This window comes from Acinetobacter thutiue (assembly GCF_030385805.1).
Classification (GTDB): Bacteria; Pseudomonadota; Gammaproteobacteria; order Pseudomonadales; family Moraxellaceae; genus Acinetobacter; species Acinetobacter corruptisaponis.
The window spans coordinates 118,020-140,500 of sequence record NZ_JAUDZE010000009.1; the positions used below are offsets into that span (position 1 = coordinate 118,020).

At 42.8% G+C, this 22,481-nt stretch carries 24 protein-coding genes; 15 read left to right on the forward strand and 9 right to left on the reverse strand.

Going from position 1 to position 22,481, the window contains the following annotated elements; genetic code table 11:
* The first annotated feature begins 449 nt into the window (after window positions 1–449).
* The 4 genes from QTA56_RS15380 to bamJ (QTA56_RS15395) all read left to right on the forward strand — a co-directional run bounded on the left by QTA56_RS15380 (window position 450) and on the right by bamJ (QTA56_RS15395) (window position 5,382).
* On the forward strand, window positions 450–1,544 hold the full coding sequence (locus QTA56_RS15380; RefSeq protein WP_267981867.1) for a polysaccharide biosynthesis/export family protein: 1,095 nt from the start codon (window positions 450–452) through the stop codon (window positions 1,542–1,544).
* A gap of 68 nt (window positions 1,545–1,612) precedes the next feature.
* The gene (locus QTA56_RS15385; RefSeq protein WP_267981868.1) at window positions 1,613–3,736 is read left to right on the forward strand and encodes a GNVR domain-containing protein; all 2,124 of its coding nucleotides are present in this window, start codon (window positions 1,613–1,615) and stop codon (window positions 3,734–3,736) included.
* 207 nt (window positions 3,737–3,943) lie between these two features.
* Window positions 3,944–4,651, forward strand: a complete 708-nt coding sequence (gene bamJ / locus QTA56_RS15390) for a BamJ family beta-barrel-assembly machinery protein (protein ID WP_267981869.1) — start codon at window positions 3,944–3,946, stop codon at window positions 4,649–4,651.
* Window positions 4,652–4,698: 47 nt separating this feature from the next.
* Window positions 4,699–5,382 carry a BamJ family beta-barrel-assembly machinery protein gene (gene bamJ / locus QTA56_RS15395; RefSeq protein WP_267981870.1) on the forward strand — a complete coding sequence of 228 codons (684 nt, stop codon included), beginning with the start codon at window positions 4,699–4,701 and terminating at the stop codon, window positions 5,380–5,382.
* A gap of 45 nt (window positions 5,383–5,427) precedes the next feature.
* On the opposite strand, the gene murJ is transcribed toward bamJ (QTA56_RS15395), so the two are convergent.
* The 4 genes from murJ to QTA56_RS15415 all read right to left on the reverse strand — a co-directional run bounded on the left by murJ (window position 5,428) and on the right by QTA56_RS15415 (window position 8,438).
* Window positions 5,428–6,978, reverse strand: coding sequence for a murein biosynthesis integral membrane protein MurJ (murJ, locus tag QTA56_RS15400; protein ID WP_267981871.1), 1,551 nt, complete (start codon window positions 6,976–6,978; stop codon window positions 5,428–5,430).
* 61 nt (window positions 6,979–7,039) lie between these two features.
* Window positions 7,040–7,609: a 1,6-anhydro-N-acetylmuramyl-L-alanine amidase AmpD gene (ampD, locus tag QTA56_RS15405; protein WP_267981872.1), complete on the reverse strand. Its 570-nt coding sequence runs from the start codon at window positions 7,607–7,609 to the stop codon at window positions 7,040–7,042.
* Window positions 7,610–7,670: 61 nt separating this feature from the next.
* Window positions 7,671–8,084, reverse strand: coding sequence for a hypothetical protein (locus QTA56_RS15410; RefSeq protein WP_267981873.1), 414 nt, complete (start codon window positions 8,082–8,084; stop codon window positions 7,671–7,673).
* A gap of 69 nt (window positions 8,085–8,153) precedes the next feature.
* Window positions 8,154–8,438 carry a hypothetical protein gene (locus QTA56_RS15415; RefSeq protein WP_267981874.1) on the reverse strand — a complete coding sequence of 95 codons (285 nt, stop codon included), beginning with the start codon at window positions 8,436–8,438 and terminating at the stop codon, window positions 8,154–8,156.
* 351 nt (window positions 8,439–8,789) lie between these two features.
* On the opposite strand from QTA56_RS15415, the gene nadC reads away from it, so the two are divergent.
* Window positions 8,790–9,635: a carboxylating nicotinate-nucleotide diphosphorylase gene (nadC, locus tag QTA56_RS15420; RefSeq protein ID WP_267981875.1), complete on the forward strand. Its 846-nt coding sequence runs from the start codon at window positions 8,790–8,792 to the stop codon at window positions 9,633–9,635.
* Here nadC and QTA56_RS15425 read toward each other — a convergent pair.
* Window positions 9,632–9,826: an ABZJ_00068 family colistin stress protein gene (locus QTA56_RS15425; protein WP_004770040.1), complete on the reverse strand. Its 195-nt coding sequence runs from the start codon at window positions 9,824–9,826 to the stop codon at window positions 9,632–9,634. The genes nadC and QTA56_RS15425 overlap by 4 nt on opposite strands.
* Before the next feature lie 201 nt (window positions 9,827–10,027).
* Here QTA56_RS15425 and QTA56_RS15430 point away from each other — a divergent pair, with 201 nt between their 5' ends.
* Window positions 10,028–10,267, forward strand: coding sequence for a hypothetical protein (locus tag QTA56_RS15430; RefSeq protein WP_267981876.1), 240 nt, complete (start codon window positions 10,028–10,030; stop codon window positions 10,265–10,267).
* Between the two features lie 67 nt (window positions 10,268–10,334).
* On the opposite strand, the gene rph is transcribed toward QTA56_RS15430, so the two are convergent.
* The 3 genes from rph to QTA56_RS15445 form a co-directional block, all read right to left on the reverse strand.
* Window positions 10,335–11,051 (reverse strand): ribonuclease PH, encoded by a 717-nt coding sequence (gene rph, locus QTA56_RS15435; RefSeq protein WP_267981877.1) that lies wholly within the window; start codon window positions 11,049–11,051, stop codon window positions 10,335–10,337.
* 97 nt (window positions 11,052–11,148) lie between these two features.
* Complete coding sequence (locus QTA56_RS15440) at window positions 11,149–12,297, reverse strand: fatty acid desaturase family protein (protein ID WP_411956108.1); 1,149 nt, start codon at window positions 12,295–12,297, stop codon at window positions 11,149–11,151.
* 34 nt (window positions 12,298–12,331) lie between these two features.
* Entirely contained in the window at window positions 12,332–13,357 is a 1,026-nt protein-coding gene (locus tag QTA56_RS15445; protein ID WP_267981878.1) for a ferredoxin reductase, read from the reverse strand.
* Window positions 13,358–13,669: 312 nt separating this feature from the next.
* On the opposite strand from QTA56_RS15445, the gene QTA56_RS15450 reads away from it, so the two are divergent.
* A complete protein-coding gene (locus QTA56_RS15450) occupies window positions 13,670–14,320 on the forward strand; it encodes a TetR family transcriptional regulator (protein ID WP_267981879.1) in 651 nt (216 codons plus the stop codon).
* A gap of 105 nt (window positions 14,321–14,425) precedes the next feature.
* Window positions 14,426–15,061, forward strand: a complete 636-nt coding sequence (locus QTA56_RS15455) for a TetR/AcrR family transcriptional regulator (RefSeq protein WP_267981880.1) — start codon at window positions 14,426–14,428, stop codon at window positions 15,059–15,061.
* A gap of 51 nt (window positions 15,062–15,112) precedes the next feature.
* On the opposite strand, the gene QTA56_RS15460 is transcribed toward QTA56_RS15455, so the two are convergent.
* Window positions 15,113–15,736 carry a thiol:disulfide interchange protein DsbA/DsbL gene (locus QTA56_RS15460; RefSeq protein WP_267981881.1) on the reverse strand — a complete coding sequence of 208 codons (624 nt, stop codon included), beginning with the start codon at window positions 15,734–15,736 and terminating at the stop codon, window positions 15,113–15,115.
* Window positions 15,737–15,917: 181 nt separating this feature from the next.
* Between QTA56_RS15460 and ubiG the strand changes: the two genes are divergently transcribed.
* The 7 genes from ubiG to QTA56_RS15495 all read left to right on the forward strand — a co-directional run bounded on the left by ubiG (window position 15,918) and on the right by QTA56_RS15495 (window position 22,451).
* Entirely contained in the window at window positions 15,918–16,631 is a 714-nt protein-coding gene (gene ubiG, locus QTA56_RS15465) for a bifunctional 2-polyprenyl-6-hydroxyphenol methylase/3-demethylubiquinol 3-O-methyltransferase UbiG (protein ID WP_267981882.1), read from the forward strand.
* Window positions 16,631–17,329, forward strand: coding sequence for an HAD family hydrolase (locus tag QTA56_RS15470; protein WP_267981883.1), 699 nt, complete (start codon window positions 16,631–16,633; stop codon window positions 17,327–17,329). The genes ubiG and QTA56_RS15470 overlap by 1 nt, the downstream gene beginning before the upstream one ends.
* Window positions 17,330–17,359: 30 nt before the next feature.
* On the forward strand, window positions 17,360–18,106 hold the full coding sequence (locus QTA56_RS15475; RefSeq protein WP_267981884.1) for a YciK family oxidoreductase: 747 nt from the start codon (window positions 17,360–17,362) through the stop codon (window positions 18,104–18,106).
* Window positions 18,107–18,273: 167 nt separating this feature from the next.
* Window positions 18,274–18,699 carry an RcnB family protein gene (locus QTA56_RS15480; RefSeq protein WP_267981885.1) on the forward strand — a complete coding sequence of 142 codons (426 nt, stop codon included), beginning with the start codon at window positions 18,274–18,276 and terminating at the stop codon, window positions 18,697–18,699.
* Window positions 18,700–18,810: 111 nt separating this feature from the next.
* A complete protein-coding gene (argA, locus tag QTA56_RS15485) occupies window positions 18,811–20,166 on the forward strand; it encodes an amino-acid N-acetyltransferase (protein WP_267981886.1) in 1,356 nt (451 codons plus the stop codon).
* A gap of 342 nt (window positions 20,167–20,508) precedes the next feature.
* The gene (locus tag QTA56_RS15490; protein WP_411956110.1) at window positions 20,509–21,450 is read left to right on the forward strand and encodes a sulfonate ABC transporter substrate-binding protein; all 942 of its coding nucleotides are present in this window, start codon (window positions 20,509–20,511) and stop codon (window positions 21,448–21,450) included.
* A 14-nt stretch (window positions 21,451–21,464) separates the two neighbouring features.
* On the forward strand, window positions 21,465–22,451 hold the full coding sequence (locus QTA56_RS15495; protein ID WP_267981888.1) for an aliphatic sulfonate ABC transporter substrate-binding protein: 987 nt from the start codon (window positions 21,465–21,467) through the stop codon (window positions 22,449–22,451).
* Window positions 22,452–22,481: the final 30 nt, after the last annotated feature.

Below are 22,481 nucleotides of genomic sequence, written 5' to 3' on the forward strand. Positions count from 1 at the left end.
CTCATTGAACTTAAAAACCAATAAAAGCTATAGAAACTTAATTAAAGTTTTATAATTTATTGAAAACAAAGATAAGTCGGACTCATTATGAATACATTTTATCATCACAGCACAACCTAGCTTAAAATATTCAATAAGCTTATGAAGCATTCAATTTTTCAGCAAATTGGGAGATTACGGTGTGGCATAATATAACAAAATGCATCAAGTTTGTTAGTATGTTTTCATTTCTAATGACTTAGGGATAATTTGAAAGTTTCAAACCTATTTTTTACAAAATTGAACCTATGTTAATAACAGATATAAACTAAAAGAAGTTATGTTTTTTCTTGGTTTTTAGGATAAAATCGCCAAAATTTAGCTGTCTGTCTGTTTTTTTCATTCATTTAAGATATCAGAAAAAATATGACGAAAGATTGAGTCTCAATATCATTGAATAAGGTTTTTTTGTGAAGTATTACCAACTTTTTTCTATGCTTACAATAAGCATCAGTGCTGCAAGCTGTGCAATCACTTCAGGACTTCAAACACATGATTTACCTGCGGAAGGAAGTTTTCGTACTGAACAAGGTGCAGAAATTACAATTATCCCTCTTTCTCAGGAAAACCTACCCTCATTAAATTTACAATTTCCACAGACTGCAAATAATTTAGATCGTTTATTTAATACGGCACACCATCAATATCGCTTAAGTTCGGGAGACATCCTGTCTATCCAGTTATGGGCTTACCCACAAATAACGCCGCCACTACAAGATGGGAATAATACGAAAGGCATAGGCTATCCGATTGATAGTAATGGGAATATTCAACTTCCATTGATTGGTCAAATCCATATTGCAGGTAAAACCCTGACAGAAACCAATCGTTATTTGCGTAGTCAGTTTGCCAAATATTTAAAGACTCCTGATGTCATTGTTCGTATCTTGTCTTATGAAGGCAACCGTTATTTCGTCAATGGTCAGGTTATGAAAAGTGGACAATATACGCTCAATGATCAACCGATCAGTTTATATACCGCTCTTGGTATGGCTGGAGGAATTAATACAGAGACTGGCGACAATACTTCTGTACAACTTATTCGCAACGGCATCACTTACAATCTAAATCTAGTTGCTTTGGAAAAAAGTGGCTTCTCATTGCATAGACTCTTAATCCAACCCAACGACACTATTTTTGTCAATACCAAACAGAACCAAAAACTTTATATCATGGGTGAATCCAGCAAAAGTCAGGCTTTAACTTTACGTGATCAAGGCATGACCTTGAGTGATGTATTGGGTGAAAGTGAGGGAATTAATCCATATACAGCAAGCGCTGCACGTATTTATGTGATGCGCACCAATCTAGATGATCGCCATTCAACCATTTATCAACTCAACCTAAGTAGTTTAGGCAATCTAGCTTTAGCCAATCAGTTTGCTATGCAAAAAAATGACATTGTTTATATTGATGCAACTGGTCTGACTCGCTGGCAACGTATGATTAATCAGATTATACCGTTCTCAAATGCGCTTTATAGTTTGGATCAATTAGGTAAATAGGCATAAATAGTTTAGATACCCCAGAATCTACAAGTTATTTCTTTAAAATTTAAGATAGTTGTTTCCCTATGAATCAAAATGCACAACTGACCGATGATACAATTAATCTCAGAGAATTATTTTTTACGCTCCTAACACAATGGAAACTTATTGTTTTTTGTACAGTGTTCACCTTGGTTTGTGCAGCAGCCTATCTTAAAGTCGCAAAAAGGACATATTCTGTTGATGCAAAAATTCAAATTATTGATAACAAACAAAATGGACTTGCTGGATTAAACTCTCAACTTGCTGCTTTGGGTAGTTTAGCTGGGATGAGTCTTGGTAGTTTAGGTAACCAGCAATCCATCCAAACTGAGATTGAAATTTTACAGTCTCGTTCGATCTTGGCAAAAACCATTCAGGACTTAAATTTGGATATTCAAATTCAGCCTGAACAATCATTACTTAACAAATTACTCAGTACAGATCAATTTCAGACGAATTATACGATTGATGAAGTACAAGTTAAAAATCATAAAGCTAAATTTTCTATCCATCAATTTAATATTCCAAAACAGTACCTCGACCAGAACTTGATTTTAAATTTTCATGGACAAAGTTTTAACCTTATTTCAGAAAAGACTGGACTAGAAGTATTTAAAGGGACAGTGAATCAAAAAACAGCGCCTAGACTTCTCAAAACAACATGGACAATTGACATCACCAGCCCTCAGCCGCTTGAAGGGCGATACATTGTTCAAAAACAATCTATTCTTACCGCAACCAAAGCAATATTAGAAGATTTTAAAGCAACTGAGCTTGGTAAACAAACAGGGATCATCACGATCAATTATGAAGGTGCAGATAAAGACCATATTATAAAGGTACTCAATCATATCCTGGAAATTTATCAGGAACAAAATCTGGCAACTAAATCCGCTGAAAAAGAAAAAACCTTGTCTTTTTTAAATCAGCAATTACCAGAACTTAAGAACAATTTGGAACAGGCTGAAAGAAAGTTTAATGCTTTCCGTGAAGCCCACGGCACAATTGATATTCAACAGGAATCAGCACTTTATTTAAAACAGAGTGTTGAACTGGAAACACAAAAAGTGCAGTTGGAGCAGAAACAGGCTGAGCTCGCAGCACAATACACAGCTCAACATCCAATGATGCAGGAAATTAATGCACAGCTTGGTGTCTTCAACAAGAAAATAAATGAGTTGAATGGTGCCTTAAAGAAACTACCCAACACTCAAAGCCAATATCTGCAATATTATCGCGATGTACAGGTTCAAACCCAACTTTATACAAATTTATTGGGAACCTACCAATCTTTAAATTTGGCCAAAGCAGGTGAAACAGGCAATTTACGTATTCTGGATTATCCTGTAGAGCCGACCAGACCAATTAAACCACGTAAACTCATTATTTTAGTTCTGTCTATTTTTGTTGGTGGCTTTATCGGTATATTAATTGCCTTAATTCGTAATATGTTAAAAACTGGTGTACGCAACCGAGACGAGATTGAACAAACTGTAGGGGTGAAAACCTACGCCGAGTTATCAGAAATCAGCAAAAAAAGTAATGCGTCATTACAGTCACTTAAAACGTTTATTCCAACCCTGACTTTCAAATTACAGCAAAGACAGCATAATGTGACACTTATCTCCAGCATTGTTCCTGATCAGAACCAGAATATTATTGCTCAACACTTGGCACTTTATCTCAGCCAAACAGGGAAAAAGGTATTGCTCATCGATAGTGATCTTTATCGTGGTCAACTCGATCAACTTTTCAATATTTCTACAAAGCCTGGGTTATGTGAATATTTGCGTGGTCAGGTTAGTTTGGAGCAAATTGTCACAGATACAGCTTCTCCAAATTTAAGCTTGATTGTTCGTGGTCAAAGCAGTGATGAGATTTCCATATCCTCTCATCAAACGCATATTGCCCAACTGATCCAGCAGGTCCGAGCCCAATATGATTACATCATTTTAAGTGCTGCCCCTGTTTTGACGATATCGGATAGCTTGACCCTTGCTCAGTTCACAGGCTTTAACCTATGTTTAGTGCAATATGGTCAAACCCAACTCAAAGATATTGAGTTGGCAAAATCTTATTTTGAAAATGCAGGACTCGAGATTGATGGTCTGATTCTGGATCAGGTACCCGCCTATCAAACCAAGCAGTATCAATATCAGCCAAATTAACCCTATTTGCTAATTATCCCTACAAAACAGGAAGCTCTTATCAGCTTCCTGTTTTTTATTGTTAAAATAAAAAACTTATTTATTTGATCAAAACACAAAATCCTCATATAAAAAGCCTGCATTTTTACTGTTCATTATTCTAGCGACTACGCAAGCATGGTAAGATCATTGTCAGGTTTTTATGAAGATTTCATTCTGGATAGTTCAATGAGTAAAGCTTTACCTGTTGTGGTTGCAGTTGTTTTAGCTGGTGCAGCCCTTGTTCCAATTTATTATGCAACTCAACACCCAGCGACTGAGCTAGGCACAAAAGCAGATAAAAATGCGGCACCTGTTGCAAAAATCAGTTATGCGCTAGGTTATGAAGTTGCAAAGCAGACTCCACCTGAATTGGAAACAGGTGCATTTATTACGGGTTTCCGTGATGCGCATGCACAAAAGCCTGCTGCCTATACTGAAGAGGAATTACAAGCCGCGTATATGGAATTCCAAAAAGAATTACAACAAAAGCAATTGAACGAGACAAAGAAAGCAGAGGCAACAAGTAATTCATTCCTCACTGAAAATGCTAAAAAAGACGGCGTTAAAACCACTGCTTCAGGTTTGCAGTATAAAATCATTACTGAAGGTACGGGCAAGCAGCCTACCGCCACTTCTGTGGTGAAAGTTCACTATAAGGGACAGCTCACTGATGGCAAGGTGTTTGACAGTTCCTACGACCGTGGTGAACCAATTGAATTCCCATTGAATCAAGTCATTCCAGGCTGGACCGAGGGTCTACAGCTTATGAAAGAGGGTGGTAAAGCCACATTCTATATCCCAGCAAACCTGGGTTACGGTGCTCAGGGTGTACCTGGTTCTATTCCACCAAATAGTACCTTAATCTTTGATGTAGAACTCATTGCTGTAAAATAACTGATTAATAGGGAGAGCATGTGCTCTCCTTTATTTTGGAAGAAATAATGAAAAAATTAAGCCTTATTTTAATAGCTTCAACTTTTGGTACAGTCCACGCTGCACCAATTACGCTAAAAAGCCCACAAAAAGATCAACTGGGCTATAGTTACGGTTACTTAATGGGCAAAGGCAACGCCGAAACCCTAAAAGATCTGAATATTGAAACTTTTGTTCAGGGATTACAGGAAGCTGTTCAAGGAAAAGCCGCGTCTTTGACTGATGAAGACATGGCAAAGGTACTCAACCAATATAAAAAACGTTTAGAGGCGAAACAGCTGATTGAGTTTCAGGAAGTTGGCCAGAAAAATGAACTTGCTGGTAAAACATTCCTCGCTGAAAATGGTCAAAAGACAGGCATCGTAACCACCAAGTCAGGCTTGCAGTACCAGATTTTGCAGGAAGGCAAAGGGAAATCTCCAAAGGCAACCTCTACAGTTAAAGTAAACTACGAAGGTCGTTTACTGGATGGCACTGTGTTTGACAGCTCAATTGCCCGCAACCATCCAATTGAGTTTAAACTGAACCAAGTGATTGCTGGTTGGACTGAGGGTGTGCAAACCATGAAAGAGGGTGGTAAAAGCCGTTTCTTTATTCCAGCCAATTTGGCCTATGGAGATGTTGGTGCAGGTGATGCAATCGGCCCCAACAGTACCCTGATTTTTGATATTGAATTACTTGAAGTTAAATAGTAAAAAAACCCTCCATCAGGAGGGTTTAGTTTTTTTAGAGAGGTATTAGGCCCTTAAATGTCTTGGGCGAAAACCTGTTGCCAACAATCCTACAGCATAAGCCACTACCCCAACAACACACAACCCAACCACTTCAGCAATCCGTAACCACTGTGAAATATCGCCCTGATACCAAGTCAGTGCATACCAAAGCGCAGCAATCATGGTCAGGTTGGCAATGGTAAATTGCATTGCCAGTTTTTTCCAGTGAGTTCCAAAGCGATAGATATTGCGTTTATGCAAATAGAAATACAGCATGCCTGCATTGACCAAGGCAGAACCTGAAGAAGCCAGCGCCAAAGCCATATGTTCTGCATGCCAGTCAATCAGCTTAAAGAAACCGATAAACACCACATTTAAAATGGCATTCGCCGCAACCGCCATTAACCCCACACGGACAGGCGTCTTGGTATCTTGCTGAGCATAGAAGCCTGGTGCAAACACCTTAATCAACATGAAAGAAATCACACCAGCACTCATACACTGCAACGCCAATGCTGTCATGTGTGTATCTTCAAGAGTAAATTCACCACGCTGGAACAATGCCTGAATAATCGGTGTAGACAACATAAATAGGGCAATACTTGCAGGAATGCCCACCAACATAATGATCTTGGCTGCCCAATCAATCATGCTCCTAAATTTGGCTTGGTCCTGTTCGGCATGGCGGGCCGAAAGTGATGGCAGAATCACTGTGCCAATCGCCACACCGATCAAGCCCAAAGGCAGTTCAGTCATCCGTTCTGCGCTATAGAGCCAGGAAACCGAACCATCCTGCATAAATGATGCCCAGATAGTATTCAGCAATAGGTTGATCTGTGTGACTGACACACCAAACAATGCTGGCAGCATCAGCTTTAAAATACGGTCGACACCCTCGTGTTTAAAATCAACCTTGGGTGGAATCAGCAGGTTCTTTTTCCATAATTCAGGAATCTGGATGGCAAGCTGCAAAATACCCGCAGCCACCACGGCCCAACCCAGCGCCATAATCGGCTCAGCCATATAGGGGGTTAACCACCACGCCCCTGCAATCATGGCCACATTTAGCAATACAGGTGAAAACGCAGGTGAGGCAAATGAGCCATAACTGTTCAGGATACTGCTGGCAAATGCTGTCAATGACATAAACATCAGATATGGAATGGTCAGACGGAACATACTGACCGCGAGATCAAATTTCTCAGGATCATTGTGGAAACCAGGCGCATACAGATAAATAATTGCAGGTGCGGCAACCATCGCCACAAAGGTCAGCAAGGTCATTGCGGTGATTAGACAACCAAAGACACGGCTAATCAGGATCTGAACTTCGGCATGGGCACGACTGGTCTTATATTCTGTCAGGACAGGAATAAAGGCCTGGGAAAATGCCCCCTCAGCAAACAGACGCCGAAAAAAATTGGGAATACGAAAGGCAACGACAAAGGTATCAAAGTCCTTACCCGCACCAAATACATTGAGCAGCACCACATCGCGTACCAAACCCAAAATTCGGGATAACATCGTCATTGCACTGACAATTACAGTCGATCGCCACAATGCCATCGCACTCACCTACGGCTTATCTTTAAAAAGCGTTATTGTAATGAAAGTTAAAATAGATTTCGTTGTGAAATCATAAATCGGTTGATGTTTTTTCAGATAACAACTGACGGAACAATTGCCAGTCAAAATACAACCCTGGGTCGGTCTTACGTTTTGGTGCAATATCCGAGTGCCCTGCAATATGGTTTTGAATTTTTGGATAAGCTTTGCGCAGAACTTTCACCACCTCTACCAGGGACTGATATTGTGCTGGCTCAAAAGACAGGTCATCACTGCCCTCAAGCTCAATCCCGATGGAGTAGTCATTACATTCTTTCTGGGCAAGATAACTGGAACGTCCCGCATGCCATGAACGGTCATTAAAGTTGACGAACTGAATGACCTCTCCTGTCCGCAAGATCAACAGATGGGCGGAAACCTGCATGCCCTTAATGGTCTGGAAATAAGGATGGATTGACCAATCCAGTTGATTCTGAAAAAACTGCTGGATATAGCCGCCTCCAAACTGTGATGGTGGCAGGCTAATGTTATGGATCACAATCAACTGAATCTCAGTATTCAAAGGACGTTCATTAAAATTGGGAGATGCGATTTGTGTTGCGCCGTGTAGTATTCCATCTTGGACTTTAAATTGTTGCATGCTGAGTCTGATCCACTCACAGTTTTATGTTTCCTATATAACATAACTCAGGTAGATAGCGTTATTGCAACCTATAAGAATCAGCCAATGCTTCTGCATCCGAAAGTGCATTATGTGGAACTTGAGAGGGAAATTTAATTGTTCCCTTCCATAACTCCAAAGTTAAAGGCGGTATTCGCATTGCTCGCCCTGCCCCAAGCACAAGACTACGGGTAAATAATGATAAATCTTCTGCCCAATCTGCAACCACATGTATTTCATCATACTCATTCAAAAATAAACTTAATTTATTTTGAAATTCAGTAAGTGAAATTGGTGCTTGAGCAAGTATGGGCATCACATTTTCAGTCACCCAAGTCAAAGGTTGAGGACAATCCAATACTTCATAAAAATAATGTCCCTCTTCATCAATCAATGCCATTGAAATCAGTTCACCACCAAAACCGTTAAATTCACAGTCTAAAAATAAGTTCATATCTTTTCTTTGTTTATATAATTAGCTAGCCCCAAAACATAAGTCAAAGGGCTAATATGAGTTATATACCTAACTGTTCAGCAGTTTTTTAGCTTCCAGAATTTCTTCGTAACTAAAAGATTTTTCTGAAATATTTTTTGGGATATAACCATCAGGATTTTCCTTATCAGGCATATGACTTCCACCATGATAAGCCCGAGACTCTCCTTGGATTGTGAAAATTACATATCTTGGCTGAATACCTTTCTTTCCTGTTTCACCCAATTTCAACTGGTCATTTGATGATTCCATATTGTGTAATACTTTCTCAAGATATATTGAGCCTAACTTATAAATAGGATCGCCCCAAATCATCATTTTCTCCTTTAATTTAGTTTCCAAGATGAAATAAAAATCAATGTAAAAACTCTATTAATTTTGGTTTTCACATATATGAATACAAACGAGAGGGCGAGAAGTTAAGCGCAAAATGTAATTTTTTGTAATTAAAAATATAACTTATTGATATTAAAAATTTTAAATTTTATAAAAATCACCATAATTGATTACTTATTATTCACAATTTTTAAATCATTTTCGTGAACTAATTTTAGTTTTCACATTATATTTACACTTTCATTCTATCCTGTGATGACATATCCTTTTTTATCAAGAGAATGCTAAGATAAGCCCCAAGTTTTTTGGTCAACATCTACTGGAAATCATATGAGCATCCCACAATCTTTGCTTGAACAATCTATTCAAATCAATATTCAGCAAGCATTACAGGAAGATATTGGGGACGGCGACATCACTGCCCTGCTCACACCAGCGGATGAACAGGCCACTGCAACCATTATTAGCCGTGAAGAGATGGTGTTGGCAGGACAGCCTTGGGTCAATGCATTGATTCAGGCTTATGACAATACCGTTCAAGTCACTTGGTTAAAACAAGAGGGTGAAGTGGTTGCAGCCAATGAAGCATTTTTAAAGCTTGCTGGTTCTGCCCGTAGTCTTTTAACAGTAGAACGCCCTGCATTGAACTTCATCCAAACCCTGTCTGCGGTGGCAACCAAAACCGCAAGCTATGTAAAACAACTGGATGGTTTACATACCAAACTATTGGATACTCGTAAAACATTACCAGGCCTGCGTATTGCGCAAAAATATGCGGTTGGTATCGGTGGCGGACAAAACCACCGTTTAGGTTTGTTTGATGCATTCCTGATCAAGGAAAACCATATTATGGCGGCAGGTGGAATTGCTCAGGCAATTGCCAAAGCCCATGAGATTGCCCCAGGAAAAGCTGTTGAGGTTGAGGTTGAAACCTGGGATGAACTGAATCAGGCGCTTGAAGCAGGTGCGGATATTGTGATGCTGGATAATTTTAGCCAACAGCAAATGATTGATGCAGTGAAGCATGTTGCAAGACGTTGCAAATTGGAAGCATCAGGCAATATCACCATTGAGAACCTACGTGAAGTTGCCAGCACAGGGGTTGACTATATTTCGATGGGCGTATTGACCAAGGATGTAAGAGCTGTTGATTTATCCATGCGTTTTAACGGCTAAACCTGTTCGGAATCATCTTCCTCTACAGTTGTTTTATCTTTAGCCGAAGCATCTGCAACCTTTGGAGTTTCAGATGTTTTGAGCTGTTCAGTCCAAGCTGACTTGGCTTCAGTTGAATCAGTTGGACGTGGATCGGCTGCCATGAGAACGAAAGTCACTGCGGTAAGAAATACTAAAAAAACCTGTAACATGATTATCCCTATTTATTGTTCCTGTTTGATTTGCTTAATCTAGCAGGGCAAAGTGAGATGAATTTGCTGGCTTTGTTACAACATACACAGGCTAAGTGAATTTATGTTGAGGATGGTGTTTTTCTGTCTATTTTTATTCCATTCTATGTAAATATACAATCCAAGCCATTCAATTTATGAAAAGAATAAATAATTGTAACAATGGAAATTATTTTTGAAGTTGGTTTTCATATTATCAGTGCTATCTTTCGCTTTATTCTGGTGAATATCCTCTTAGAAATCATTGTTGAAATGGTAGTTCGTGCGACAGGCTATGGAATTGTTTACTGTTATCGCTTTGGGCAAAATGTCGATATAGACAGTTTTGAAGTCATTTTGATGGGATTTCTCTTTTGGCTTGGGCTTATTCCATTCAGCCTTTATATTTTTGTATTCAAATAGCAATAATCAATTGGACAAAAAAAAGGCGGTCTAAAGTAGCCAGACCGCCTGCACTATCAACTGGAAATTACCAACCGAGAGCCTGCTGTTGTTTCTGAATCAGTTGTGCGATTCCTTTTTCTGCAAGCTCCAACATGGCATTACACTGGCTACGGGTAAACGGCTTGTCTTCTGCCGTTCCCTGAATCTCAATAAATTCACCAGCCTGTGTCATCACCACGTTTAAATCCGTTTGGCAATTTGAATCTTCTTCGTAGCAGAGGTCGAGTAAAACCTCGTCCTGATACATCCCCACCGAGATGGCTGCCACCAGACCTTTTAACGGGTCCTGTTTAATTTTCTTGTTGCTGAGCAACACATTCATCGCATCAACCAGTGCAACCGCCGCCCCTGTAATTGCTGCGGTACGCGTACCGCCATCTGCCTGTATCACATCACAGTCGATGGTGATGGTGTTTTCACCGAGCTTTTTCAGGTCAACCATTGCTCTTAGGCTACGGCCAATCAAACGCTGGATTTCCTGGGTACGGCCCGTCTGTTTCCCCCGTGCCGCCTCACGATCACTTCGTGTATGCGTTGAACGCGGCAACATGCCATATTCCGCAGTGACCCAGCCTTGCCCCTGTCCTTTCAAAAAACGAGGTACTGAGTTATCAATACTCGCTGTACACAACACCTTGGTATGACCAAATTCAACCAAAACTGACCCTTCTGCATAGCGGGTATAGTTACGGGTAATTTTTACCTCACGTAATTGGTCTAATGTTCTTTGGTCAATACGCATAATGATTCCTTAAAACTATGGCACAAATATAATTGCACCATAGTATATCTCAATTACACGCGCTTTCCGTTTTACTTATTCGTTACAATTCACTTATTTAAGCAAATTTCAATTTTGCCTTGAGTTTGCTTACCGCTTGAGTAAGATGACCACGTACATCATTTGGCAATGAACATTTCGCCAAAGCCACCCAAACAGTACCAAACTGTTTCATAAAGTTGGCTTCATTATAGTTGATGCCATATTCAGCACATAAAGCACGGATTTGTGGCGCAACTTGTTCATAACGATTGGCAGGCATATCAGGGAATAAATGGTGTTCAATTTGATGACTCAAATTACCACTCATAAAGTGCATCCATTTACCACCCGTAAAGTTACTTGAGCCACGAATCTGACGTAAATACCACTCTGCTTTGGTTTCCGTTGCAGTATTGTCAGGTTCAAAAATTTCTGCGTCTTCAGTAAAGTGACCATTAAAAATCACCGCAGAAGCCCACAGATTACGCATAATATTTGCGACTGCATTGCCCGCCAATACAGGAATAAAGTTGATGGTCGCAATCGCAGGGAAGAACACATAATCCTTTAAAGTTTGACGAGTTGCCTTTTTACGGAACTCCGCCGAATCTGCCCACACTTGTTTCCAGCTTTTGGTTTTATGGATAATCGCATCTTCCAAATGCAGGTTTTGCACACCCACATACCATTGGAAGAAGAACATCAATTGTAATGCCAACGGAATATTCAATAAGTTTAATGGCATCCATTCCTGTTTGTCGCTGACACGCAGGATGCCATAACCAACATCGTGGTCTTGCCCAATAATATTGGTATAAGTGTGGTGCATATAGTTATGGGTATAACGCCAGTCATTACCTGAACAGGTATTGTCCCAATCGTAGTTTTCGCCACGCAAACTTGGGTCATTGAGCCAGTCAAACTGACCGTGCATCACATTATGTCCAAGTTCCATATTTTCCACGATTTTAGACACACCGAGCATGGCTGTCCCCACCAGCCATACAGGTGGAATCCAACCACCAAACATCAACATGCCACGAGATGCGATTTCGGTATAACGCACAAAGTTACGTACTTTGTAGATATATTTTGAGTCTTCTTCACCCAGATTCTTCATCACGTTTAAACGGATTTCTTCGACACGGCGACCAAATTCCTGAACTTGTTCAGGGCTTAAATGTGCTGATTTTGATGCTGATTTTAATTCTACTGCCATATTCATAATCGTATTCCTTTAATTCTGAGTAACGCTTGGTTTATAGGTCAATGGTCACAGGACTAAGTGCCTGACTGACGCACAATTTAATGGCTTGGTTAGGTTGATCATCAATTTCACCTGTAAGCAGGTTTTTGGTGACACCACTGACCTTGGTACAACTACAGCGATTACATACCCCCATACGGCAACCGTGTTGCGGACGTAATCCTGCTTCTTCTGCGCTACTCAATAAATTTGTGGTCGCAATAAACTCTTGTTGCGCTCTGCGGAAACTAATTGGTTGCGCTTCACTGCTCTGCTCAATTTGAACAGGCTGGAAAAATTCCTGATGAAAATTCGATGCAGCATTGCATTGTTGATAAATCTCCTGCGCCTGACGCATCATGGCATGATGACCACAGGCATAGGCTTGCATGGTTTGAAAGTCAGGCACTCGTTCTGCCAAAAGCTCAACCGTTAAATGCTGCTTCTGTTGTGTCGTATTAAAAAAGTGATACTTCACTTGTGGATGCTGCTCTGCCAAAGCCAACATTTCGCTATGGAAGATTTCATCACGGTTAAAATACACCACGTGAATTTCTTTTAAATTCTGTGCAACAGCTTGTTGTAACAGTGAATAAATCGCTGTAATCCCCGAGCCTGATGCAATCAATAATGCAGCTTGTGATCCTTGATGCAGAACAAAATCACCTTGCGCCTGTGAAATCTCAATACTGTCACCCACATGCAAAAGTTGCACTGCGCTTGACACCAAGCCCTGTACTTTAATGCCCAGACGAATTTCGCCTTGTGCGGTAACATCAATAATTGAGTAGCTACGTTGATGATAAACCCCGTGAATCATCAAGGTGAGCAAAATACTTTGACCTGCACGTACCGCAGCGATATCAAAGTTTTTGTTTGGTTTTAAAGTCAATAAAACCATATCTTTACTTAAAGACTGTACCCCAGTCACTTCAGCAAGGATGCGTTTCCATGCAAAAGTCGGCTTGATTTTCTGTAAGATAAAATCAACAAAATCTTCTCTAACCCAATGTGGCTGATAGCTTAACTGTGCGTTCATAAGTTCCTCGTTTTGTATCTGGCTATTTATCTTGAGTGAACGTATGTTCATGTAGTGAACATATGTACACTATATTTATTTGTGTTCACTGAGTCAACACTTGTTCACTAATTTTTTGAATATTTTTTATTCTTTTTTATAAGTGGCTAAAAATCATGAAAAAATAAGTGATTTAAACTTGATGCTTTTTGCCCAGCCACAACACCCTGGTTTTGGACAAGCAGGAATCTGTCTTATTTAGCAATGGTTGGGACTAAAAAAGTTTTGTTTTTTTTGCTAGACTCTGCTGTATGGTTTTAATGGAACTTATTCATGTCGATTAGAGATGAACGAAAACAACAGAGTCGGCAGGCTCTACTGGATGCAGCACTTCATCTCAGTACCTCTGGGCGCTCATTTAGTAGCATCAGTTTGCGCGAGGTGGCTCGCGAAGTTGGGTTGGTGCCAACGGCGTTCTATCGTCATTTTCAGGACATGGATACATTGGGACAGGAACTGGTTGACCAAGTGTCACTCCATTTAAAAAGCCTGATCCATCAATTGGGGCAAAGCTATCTACAGCATGGCGGAAGCGCCAAAACCCGTACCAGCATTGAACTGTTTGTACAGGCAGTCAACCATAGCCCGCAGCAGTGGCAATTCATGATTGCTGAACGCTGGGGCGGTTCGGAGACAGTGCGTATCGCTATCGCACGGGAAATTGAGTTTTTGATTGAGGACCTTGCCATTGACTTGTGCAAGCTTGAAACCTTTAAGCACATTAAAGAGTCCAAGGACCTGCAAGTGCTATCCACCATCCTGATCAATATGTCATTTACATGGGCCATGACCTGGATCAATCTCCCGAAACAGTTCACGATTGATCATTTACTCGAACAACAGAACCTGTTTATTGACAACGCGGCAACTCAGGTACGCTTATTATTCCGTGGCATCTCCAACTGGGAACCACAAAACGCCTGATCATATCTAGGCCATGGTTTGATATATAAAAGCATTGCCTAACGTTGTTATGCGTTAGACAATAGTGCGATGCCGTTTAGAACACTATGAGGAGCTATAAGCACCATGAATCCTGATCGTCATACCCAGTTCTTAATTCGTAAAGAAAAAATTTTGCAGGTTGCGGAAAAGCTATTACTCGAAAACAACCAAGAAATGACCCTAGATGAACTGGTTGCCGAACTGGATATTGCCAAAGGCACCTTGTACAAACATTTCCGCAGCAAGAATGAGTTGCTACTGGAACTGATTATTCAGAATGAAAAAGAAATTCTCAAAATCTCAGATCGATACAATACCGATTTCAAGGAATATGCCCCGCGCTACATGCTGCATCACTTAACCGCGCCAAGCCGTACCATCCTGCTGCATCAACTTGAAGAGCATCTCACCATGACCGAGTCAAAGCTGAAGCACCTGTTTGATGAGCTGTATGCTGTTCGCCAGCAACGTATTGTTTCACTGAAAGAAATGACTGAGAAATATTTAAAGTCACTTAACTATGATATGTCGATCCGTGACTATCTGTCCTATATCTGGTCCTTGACCTACGGTGCCGCCCTATTGCTTAACTCAAGCTATTACCAACGTTCAATTGGTTCCCGCCAGAAGCTGATCAACCTCTATGTCAGTCAGGCGCTGTCACTACCGACCCAGACGGTACAGATTGACTTAAAAGAGTTTCAACTGGAACCGTCCTAAAATAAAAAGGACTGTATTGAACAGTCCTTCTTTACACCACAGACCAGTAAATTATTTACCGCCCTTACGTTCTTTTTCAAGCAGATAGTCAACCACCTGGGTTACCTTGCCATCTTCACCCTGCACCACATATTTGCCCGCGACCACCACGGCAGGCACACCCGTCAACTGGTATTGCTGTGCCAACTGGTTTGATTCAGCCACTTTTGCAGTGATCGGGAATGAATTAAACATGCTGTTAAATTTCTGCTCAGGCACACCATAGTTTGCAAAGAATTTCGCCTGTGAAGCCTGATCAAAAATCTGCTGACCACCGTCATGGATGGCATGGAACAGTGGAATATGGGTTTTCTTACGCACACCCAGTGCCTCTGACACATAGTAGCCACGGGCACCCTGTTCCCATACCTTGTTCATTGCCGCTGGGGTACGCAGGAAATAAACATCTTTTGGAATTTTCTTTAACCATGCCTGCATGTGCGGTTCAAGCTTGAAGCAGTGCGGGCATCCATACCAGAAGAATTCACGTACTTCGATTTGGCCTGCTGGCGCCGCGGTCTTACCTGGGTTGGCCACCACGGTATAGTCCTTGCCAGCAACAAAATCCGCAGCCATTGCATTCATTGAAAACGCCATTACAACTGCACTTAAACCACTTAATACTAACTTTTTCATTGAGTTTGCTTTTCCTCTAAGCATTTTTCGTAAGTTTATATGCTAAATATAAAACAAACACGACCAATTCGTTTTGCTTCTGTGAAGTTTTTTATTGGATTTATCGCTTTTTTTTCCAGAATCGCTACACTACCAACAGATTAAACCGAAATAATCATCCTAATATGAATGAGGTGACACCATGTCGCAGTTGAATGTTGACCCACAGGAAATCGCAAAATTTGAGGCCTTGGCTGCCAAATGGTGGGATCAGCATTCCGAGTTTCGCCCCCTGCATCAAATCAATCCATTGCGCTTAAACTGGATTGATGAGCGGGTTGGTGGGCTGGCGGGCAAGAAAGTGCTGGATGTGGGCTGTGGTGGTGGTATTCTGGCGGAAAGCATGGCACGCCGTGGTGCCAATGTGCTGGGCATTGATATGGGCGAGGCACCACTTGCGGTGGGCCGTCTGCATGCACAGCAGGACAATGTACAGAATATTGAATATCGTCAGATTCCCGTTGAGCAACTGGCTCAGGAACAGGTGGGACAATATGATGTCGTCACCTGTATGGAAATGATGGAGCATGTGCCTGATCCCGCCTCCATCGTCAAGGCTTGCCAAAGTTTGGTCAAGCCAGGTGGTCATGTGTTCTTCTCCACCATCAACCGTAATCCCAAATCCTACTTGTTTGCGATTATCGGTGCGGAATATGTGCTGCGCCTACTGCCAAAAGGCACCCATGACTATCACAAATTCATTCGTCCCTCTGAAATGGCACATGATATTCGCAATGCGGGCTTAACCCTGAAAGAAATGACAGGCCTGCATTACAATCCGATCACCAAGCATTACTGGCTGGCACCCAATGTCGATGTCAATTACATGGTTCATACAGTCAATACAGGTGCCTAATGAAAGCGGTTTTATTTGATCTTGATGGTACCCTGATTGACACAGCGGCGGACTTTGTCCGTATTATCCAGCAAATGTGCCGTGATGAGCAGCGTCCTATGGTGGAGGCGGAAATTATCCGAACCCAGGTGTCTGAAGGCGCACGTGCGATGGTCAAGCTGGTTTATCCTGAAATGGATGTAACAGACCCAGTATTTTTGGCGCATCGTCAGCGTTTTTTGGATATGTACGGCGATAAAATCGTAGTGGATACTGATTTATTTACAGGCATGTATCCTTTGCTTGAGGAACTCGAAGCCCGTCAAATTCCCTGGGGTATTGTCACCAATAAACCGCGTGGTTTAAGTGAATTGTTGCTGGCCGCACTAAACCTGACCGAACGCTGCGCGGTACTGGTGTGTCCAGAGGATGTCAGCAAAACCAAGCCTGACCCTGAACCGATGTATTTGGCGGCGAAACAGCTGAATCTGGAAGCCAAGGACATTATCTATGTCGGTGATCACCCACGTGATATTGATGCAGGGCGCAATGCGGAGATGTACACGATTTTGGCGGCCTATGGTTACCTGCCTGTTGAGTCCCGTGATAACCTGCTGGCATGGCAGGCCGATGCGATTATTCAAACCGTGCCTGAACTCCACCAACTGTTAAAAAATAAAATCGCGGTTTTAGCCGAAAATCAGGGTATGATGGGCTAAGCATACAAGATAACAATAGGAGGTATAACAATGAAATATTCAGAATATCAACCTCGTCCAGACCTGCTCAAGGATCGCATTATCCTGATTACAGGTGCAGGTGATGGAATTGGGCGTGCAGCTGCTATTAGTTATGCCTTACATGGCGCTACGGTTGTGCTTCATGGTCGTACCCTAAACAAACTCGAAGTCATCTATGATGAAATTGAGGGTCTGGGTGCACCACAGCCTGCCATTCTGCCCTTACAGCTTTCAACCGCCTCCAGCCATGACTATGAGCTTCTGGTCAATACACTGGAACAGCAGTTTGGCCGTTTAGACGGTATCCTGCACAATGCGGGTATGCTGGGTGACCGTGTTGAACTGGCGCATTATCCAATTGATGTCTGGGATGACGTGCTGTCCGTCAACCTGCGTGCGCCTTTTGCCATGACACAGGCACTGCTTCCACTGCTGCAAAAATCGGCACATGCCTCGGTGGTGTTCACCAGTTCCAGTGTGGGACGTGAACCGCGTGCGTTGTGGGGCGCCTATTCAGTCTCCAAGGTGGCTACGGAAGCCATGAGCAAGATTTTTGCCGCGGAGAATAGCTATCCAAATATCCGTTTTAACTGCATCAATCCAGGGGGCACACGCACCGCCATGCGTGCCAAGGCCTATCCTGATGAAGACCCGAAAGTGCTGCCAACAGCTGACGAGATTATGCCTGCCTATCTTTACCTCATGGGTGATGATAGTCTGGACATGAATGGTCAGAGCATTGATGCGCAGGCCTAGATTTTCAGCATCAACCAACAATGGGCCTGCGTGTCACAGCCCATCGTTTTTAAGGGGGAACTGGGGAGAATCTCCATCTTTTTAATGGAATAATGAATTGATCTTCACAGTTTCTCTGCATTTTTAGAGTACAGTTTTCCCATGAGAGACATCCGCCTAGGTGCATCATGAAAAAATTTTTCATCATCTTGATATTAGGTTCAACCACCCTTTTCAGCAGTATGGGTAGTTTTGCAGGCCCGCATTTTGACCGTGACGATTCCCGTGGCGGTGGTTGGCAGGGCCGCAACCTTGATCGTGATGATGATCCGCGCGGCAACTGGCAGGGCCGCCGAGCCGATCGTCCAGGAGAGGAAAACCGTGATCGTGAGCGGCGCATGCGTCAGGAACGCGGTGTTGAACGCCTGAAGCAGCATCGCTGGCAGGAAGGTTATGTCATGCCGCAGCATTACCGTGGTAACAGCTACAAGGTTGACTACAAGGACAATAATCTGCCAAAACCAGGCCGTAACGAGCAATGGTACAAAATCAACAATGACTACATCCTGGTCAACTCGGATGACAACAGCATTGTGCGCATCATGGGATTCTAGGTATTTTCCCATGTGCAGGTTCAATAAACTTGGGCCGTTGTTTTAGGAATAGATTTATCTTTTCATTTTTTTCGTTAGAATCAGATCAATTGATAGCGATCTGAGATCAACATGGCGAACCAAATCACTGAAATATCACAGAGTAGCACACAGGATTATGTGCATTGGTTTCGCCATTCCGCACCCTATATCAATGCACACCGCCATAAAACCTTTGTGCTGATGTTTGGTGGTGAGGCGGTTCAGCATAAAAATTTCCAGCACATCATCCATGATATTGCCCTGTTGCATTCGCTCGGCATCCGCCTGATTCTGGTACACGGCGCACGACCGCAGATTAACCAGAACCTCACTGAACGAAATATTGAAACACCGTTCCACCAAAACCGCCGCATTACCACACGTGAGTCACTGCGTGGGGTGATGAATGCCGTGGGTTCAATTCGCCTGGAAATTGAGGCGCTGCTTTCCATGGGACTTGCCAACTCACCCATGTACGGCGCACGCATTGATGTGGTTTCTGGAAACTTTGTCACCGCCAAACCCTATGGCATCCGTGATGGCGTTGACTTCCAGCTTACAGGCGATGTCCGCTCAATTGACACCGATGCCATCCATCGTCATCTGGACAATCACAATATTGTGTTGTTGGGGCCAACGGGTTACTCGACCACAGGCGAAGTGTTTAATTTGCTGGCGGAGGAAGTAGCCACCAAAACGGCAACCATGTTAAAGGCCGACAAGTTGATTTTTCTGGGCGAACAACAAGGTTTAATGGATGCCAAACAGCAGTTGCTGCGTGAGCTCAGCCCACGTCAGCTTGATCCCTATATTCAGCAATACCAAAACCAGTCTCCTGAATTTGCCCTGCATTTAAAACAGGCACAACAGGCTTCCCTGTCAGGCGTGCACCGCGTACACCTGATTTCCTATGCCTATGATGGCGCACTGATTGAGGAACTGTTCACCCGTGATGGCATTGGCACCATGATTACCGATGCCCATTATGAGGAGGTACGGATTGCCAATATCCATGACGTGGGCGGCCTGATGAACCTGCTGCGGCCACTGGAGCAGGAAGGTATTCTGGTGTATCGCTCCCGCGAACGCCTTGAAAGTGAGATTGAGCAGTTTGCCGTGATTGAACGTGATGGCATGATTCTGGCCTGCGCCGCACTCTACCCGATTCCAGCGGAAGCCAATGAAAAACGTTCTGCCGAAATCGCCTGTGTTGCTGTCGACTCCAGTTACCGCAAATCTAACCGTGGTAGCCAGATCTTGCAGTTTCTGGAAAGCAGGGCCAAACAGCAAGGAATCCAGCAACTGTTTGTCCTCACCACACGCACGGCGCACTGGTTTCTGGAACATGGCTTTAGCCCTGCCAGTGTGGATGACCTGCCAAATGCACGTCAGGCGCTTTATAACTATCAACGTAATTCTTTGGTATTTAAAAAATCCCTTGACTAATGCCTCTGGAGATATTGTTATTTTTGATAATGATATCTCCACATCCTGTCTTTTTATTATATCTGCCCTGAGCAAAACCATAGCCTTAAAATATAAAAATATTAAAAACAATAATTTATAAAAATAATGCCCCTTTTTGACATCTATACCCACGATAAGCATATCCAATATTCTGTTTTGCACTTTTTTAGATAAACAAAGCCTGATTAGTTATTTTTTATGCAATAAAAAAAGTTTTAGTTTGGTTGCTCAGCTTATTTCATCTTTTGATTTTCGGGGAGCGCAACCAGCATGGCCATTTCTATCAATCGTTTATGGACACAACCTATCCTGATTACAGCAATGCTTGCCAGCTTGGTTAATATCACAGGTTGTGCAAAAAAAGCTGAGCAGCAAGAGGCCAAACCACAAGAAACCACAACATTAAATATCGGCTTTCAAAAGTATGGGATTTTGCCGATTGTTAAAGCAAAAGGTGAACTAGAAAAAAACCTTGCTGCTCAAGGTGTAAATGTCAAATGGGTGGAGTTTCCAGCGGGTCCACAACTTCTGGAGGGCTTGAATGTTGGCAGTGTCTCTTTGGGTGAGGCGGGTGAAGCCCCACCTATTTTCGCTCAGGCAGCCAATCCAAATCTGGTCTATGTGGCCAACCAGCCAGCAGCACCTACTGCTGAAGCCCTGATTGTACAAAAAGATTCCCCAATTCAATCCGTACAAAACCTGAAAGGCAAACGTATTGCACTGAACAAAGGTTCAAACGTCCACTATTTATTATTGAAACTGTTAGAAGCCAACAACCTCACCCTCAATGACATCCAGCCTGTCTATCTTCCACCCTCAGATGCCCGTGCCGCCTTTGAAAAGGGCGCAGTTGATGCCTGGGTGATTTGGGACCCGTTCCTGGCTGCGGCGGAACATCAGGTACATGCGCGTGTCATTGCCAATGGCGAGCATTTGGTCAGCAATTACCAGTTCTATTTAGCGGACCGTAAATTTGCTGAAAACCACCCTGAAATTTTAAAGACCGTTGTTCAAACCCTGAACCAGACCACCGACTGGGTCAAGACCTATCCAGATGATGCCGCGAAACTACTGGAAAAACCAACCGCACTGGAATTTGAGGTGTTAAAAGCGTCGATTTCACGCATGGGCTTCGGGGTTCAGCCAATCTCTGAAAAGGTTGCCAAGGAACAGCAATATGTTGCTGATGCATTCTACGCGCAAAAACTGATTCCCAAACAGCTGGTAATTCAGGACGCGTTGCTTAAGAACGAAATCAGATAACAGGAGGAACGGGTATGAAGTTATGGTCTCAGGTTTCACTCACCAGTCTGGTCATCAGCACTCTTTTCCTGAATGGTTGTCAAAAACCTGAAGCATCGACACAGGAAACAGCTTCATCCCCTGCAAGCCAGACTGTCAAAACGCTTTCAATTGGTTTCCAGAAATCATCCCTCAACTTACTGGTTGCAAGACAACAAAAACTATTCGAGCAGGAATTTCCAAATGCCAAAATTGAATGGCGTGAGTTTCCTGCTGGCCCACAAATGCTGGAGGCACTGGCGGTAGGTGCGGTTGATTTTGGCTATGTGGGCAATACCCCACCGATCTTCGCGCAGGCTGCGGCAAAGCCATTGAGCTATGTTGCCTATGAAGTGGTTGCTCCAGATGCACAGGCAATTTTGGTACATGCCGATGGCAAGGTTAAGGTGCTGCAAGACCTAAAGGGTAAACGGATTGCGGTGCAAAAAGGTTCAAGTGCCCATGAGCTATTGGCAAAGGCCCTACAGAAAGCAGGCCTGTCGTGGCAGGACATTCAACCCATCTGGCTGCCTCCAGCAGATGCCCGTGCCGCTTTTGACAAACAGGCGGTTGATGCCTGGGTGATTTGGGAACCCTATCTGGGGACGGCAGAAATACAGGGTCATACCCGCATCCTCATTGATGGGTCTGCCTTTCCAACCACCTATTCATTTTATATTGGCAGCCCTGATTTCATTCAGCAGCATCCTAAGGCTGCACAAAAGTTTATCAATAGCGTCAATGTGGCCGACCAGTGGATTGTGAAACATCAGGATCAGGCTTTACAGATTTACGCACAAAGCACAGGACTGAATACTCAGATCGCACAGCGAGTTTTAGACAAGCGCCCAAAACCCTCGCCTGTACATGCCCTTACGGCCGAGGTGATCAACAATCAGCAACAGATTGCCGATCTGTTTAAACAGGAACAGCTCATCCCCGTACAGATCGACATTCAGCACAGTGTCTGGTCTGCCAAATAAATTTTTTACTTTTTCATAAGGAACATCGAC

Bases quoted from the DNA above. Each gene is read 5' to 3' on its own strand.
- QTA56_RS15475 (WP_267981884.1), top strand. From the start codon at position 17,360: ATGAAATATTCAGAATATCAACCTCGTCCAGACCTGCTCAAGGATCGC.
- QTA56_RS15425 (WP_004770040.1), bottom strand. From the start codon at position 9,826: ATGTTACAGGTTTTTTTAGTATTTCTTACCGCAGTGACTTTCGTTCTC.
- QTA56_RS15490 (WP_411956110.1), top strand. From the start codon at position 20,509: ATGCTTGCCAGCTTGGTTAATATCACAGGTTGTGCAAAAAAAGCTGAG.
- QTA56_RS15445 (WP_267981878.1), bottom strand. From the start codon at position 13,357: ATGAACGCACAGTTAAGCTATCAGCCACATTGGGTTAGAGAAGATTTT.
- ampD (WP_267981872.1), bottom strand. From the start codon at position 7,609: ATGCAACAATTTAAAGTCCAAGATGGAATACTACACGGCGCAACACAA.
- argA (WP_267981886.1), top strand. From the start codon at position 18,811: ATGGCGAACCAAATCACTGAAATATCACAGAGTAGCACACAGGATTAT.
- QTA56_RS15495 (WP_267981888.1), top strand. From the start codon at position 21,465: ATGAAGTTATGGTCTCAGGTTTCACTCACCAGTCTGGTCATCAGCACT.
- nadC (WP_267981875.1), top strand. From the start codon at position 8,790: ATGAGCATCCCACAATCTTTGCTTGAACAATCTATTCAAATCAATATT.
- QTA56_RS15440 (WP_411956108.1), bottom strand. From the start codon at position 12,297: ATGAATATGGCAGTAGAATTAAAATCAGCATCAAAATCAGCACATTTA.
- rph (WP_267981877.1), bottom strand. From the start codon at position 11,051: ATGCGTATTGACCAAAGAACATTAGACCAATTACGTGAGGTAAAAATT.
- QTA56_RS15430 (WP_267981876.1), top strand. From the start codon at position 10,028: ATGGAAATTATTTTTGAAGTTGGTTTTCATATTATCAGTGCTATCTTT.
- QTA56_RS15460 (WP_267981881.1), bottom strand. From the start codon at position 15,736: ATGAAAAAGTTAGTATTAAGTGGTTTAAGTGCAGTTGTAATGGCGTTT.
- QTA56_RS15450 (WP_267981879.1), top strand. From the start codon at position 13,670: ATGTCGATTAGAGATGAACGAAAACAACAGAGTCGGCAGGCTCTACTG.
- QTA56_RS15415 (WP_267981874.1), bottom strand. From the start codon at position 8,438: ATGATTTGGGGCGATCCTATTTATAAGTTAGGCTCAATATATCTTGAG.
- QTA56_RS15385 (WP_267981868.1), top strand. From the start codon at position 1,613: ATGAATCAAAATGCACAACTGACCGATGATACAATTAATCTCAGAGAA.
- bamJ (WP_267981870.1), top strand. From the start codon at position 4,699: ATGAAAAAATTAAGCCTTATTTTAATAGCTTCAACTTTTGGTACAGTC.
- QTA56_RS15455 (WP_267981880.1), top strand. From the start codon at position 14,426: ATGAATCCTGATCGTCATACCCAGTTCTTAATTCGTAAAGAAAAAATT.
- QTA56_RS15410 (WP_267981873.1), bottom strand. From the start codon at position 8,084: ATGAACTTATTTTTAGACTGTGAATTTAACGGTTTTGGTGGTGAACTG.
- bamJ (WP_267981869.1), top strand. From the start codon at position 3,944: ATGAGTAAAGCTTTACCTGTTGTGGTTGCAGTTGTTTTAGCTGGTGCA.
- QTA56_RS15470 (WP_267981883.1), top strand. From the start codon at position 16,631: ATGAAAGCGGTTTTATTTGATCTTGATGGTACCCTGATTGACACAGCG.
- ubiG (WP_267981882.1), top strand. From the start codon at position 15,918: ATGTCGCAGTTGAATGTTGACCCACAGGAAATCGCAAAATTTGAGGCC.
- QTA56_RS15480 (WP_267981885.1), top strand. From the start codon at position 18,274: ATGAAAAAATTTTTCATCATCTTGATATTAGGTTCAACCACCCTTTTC.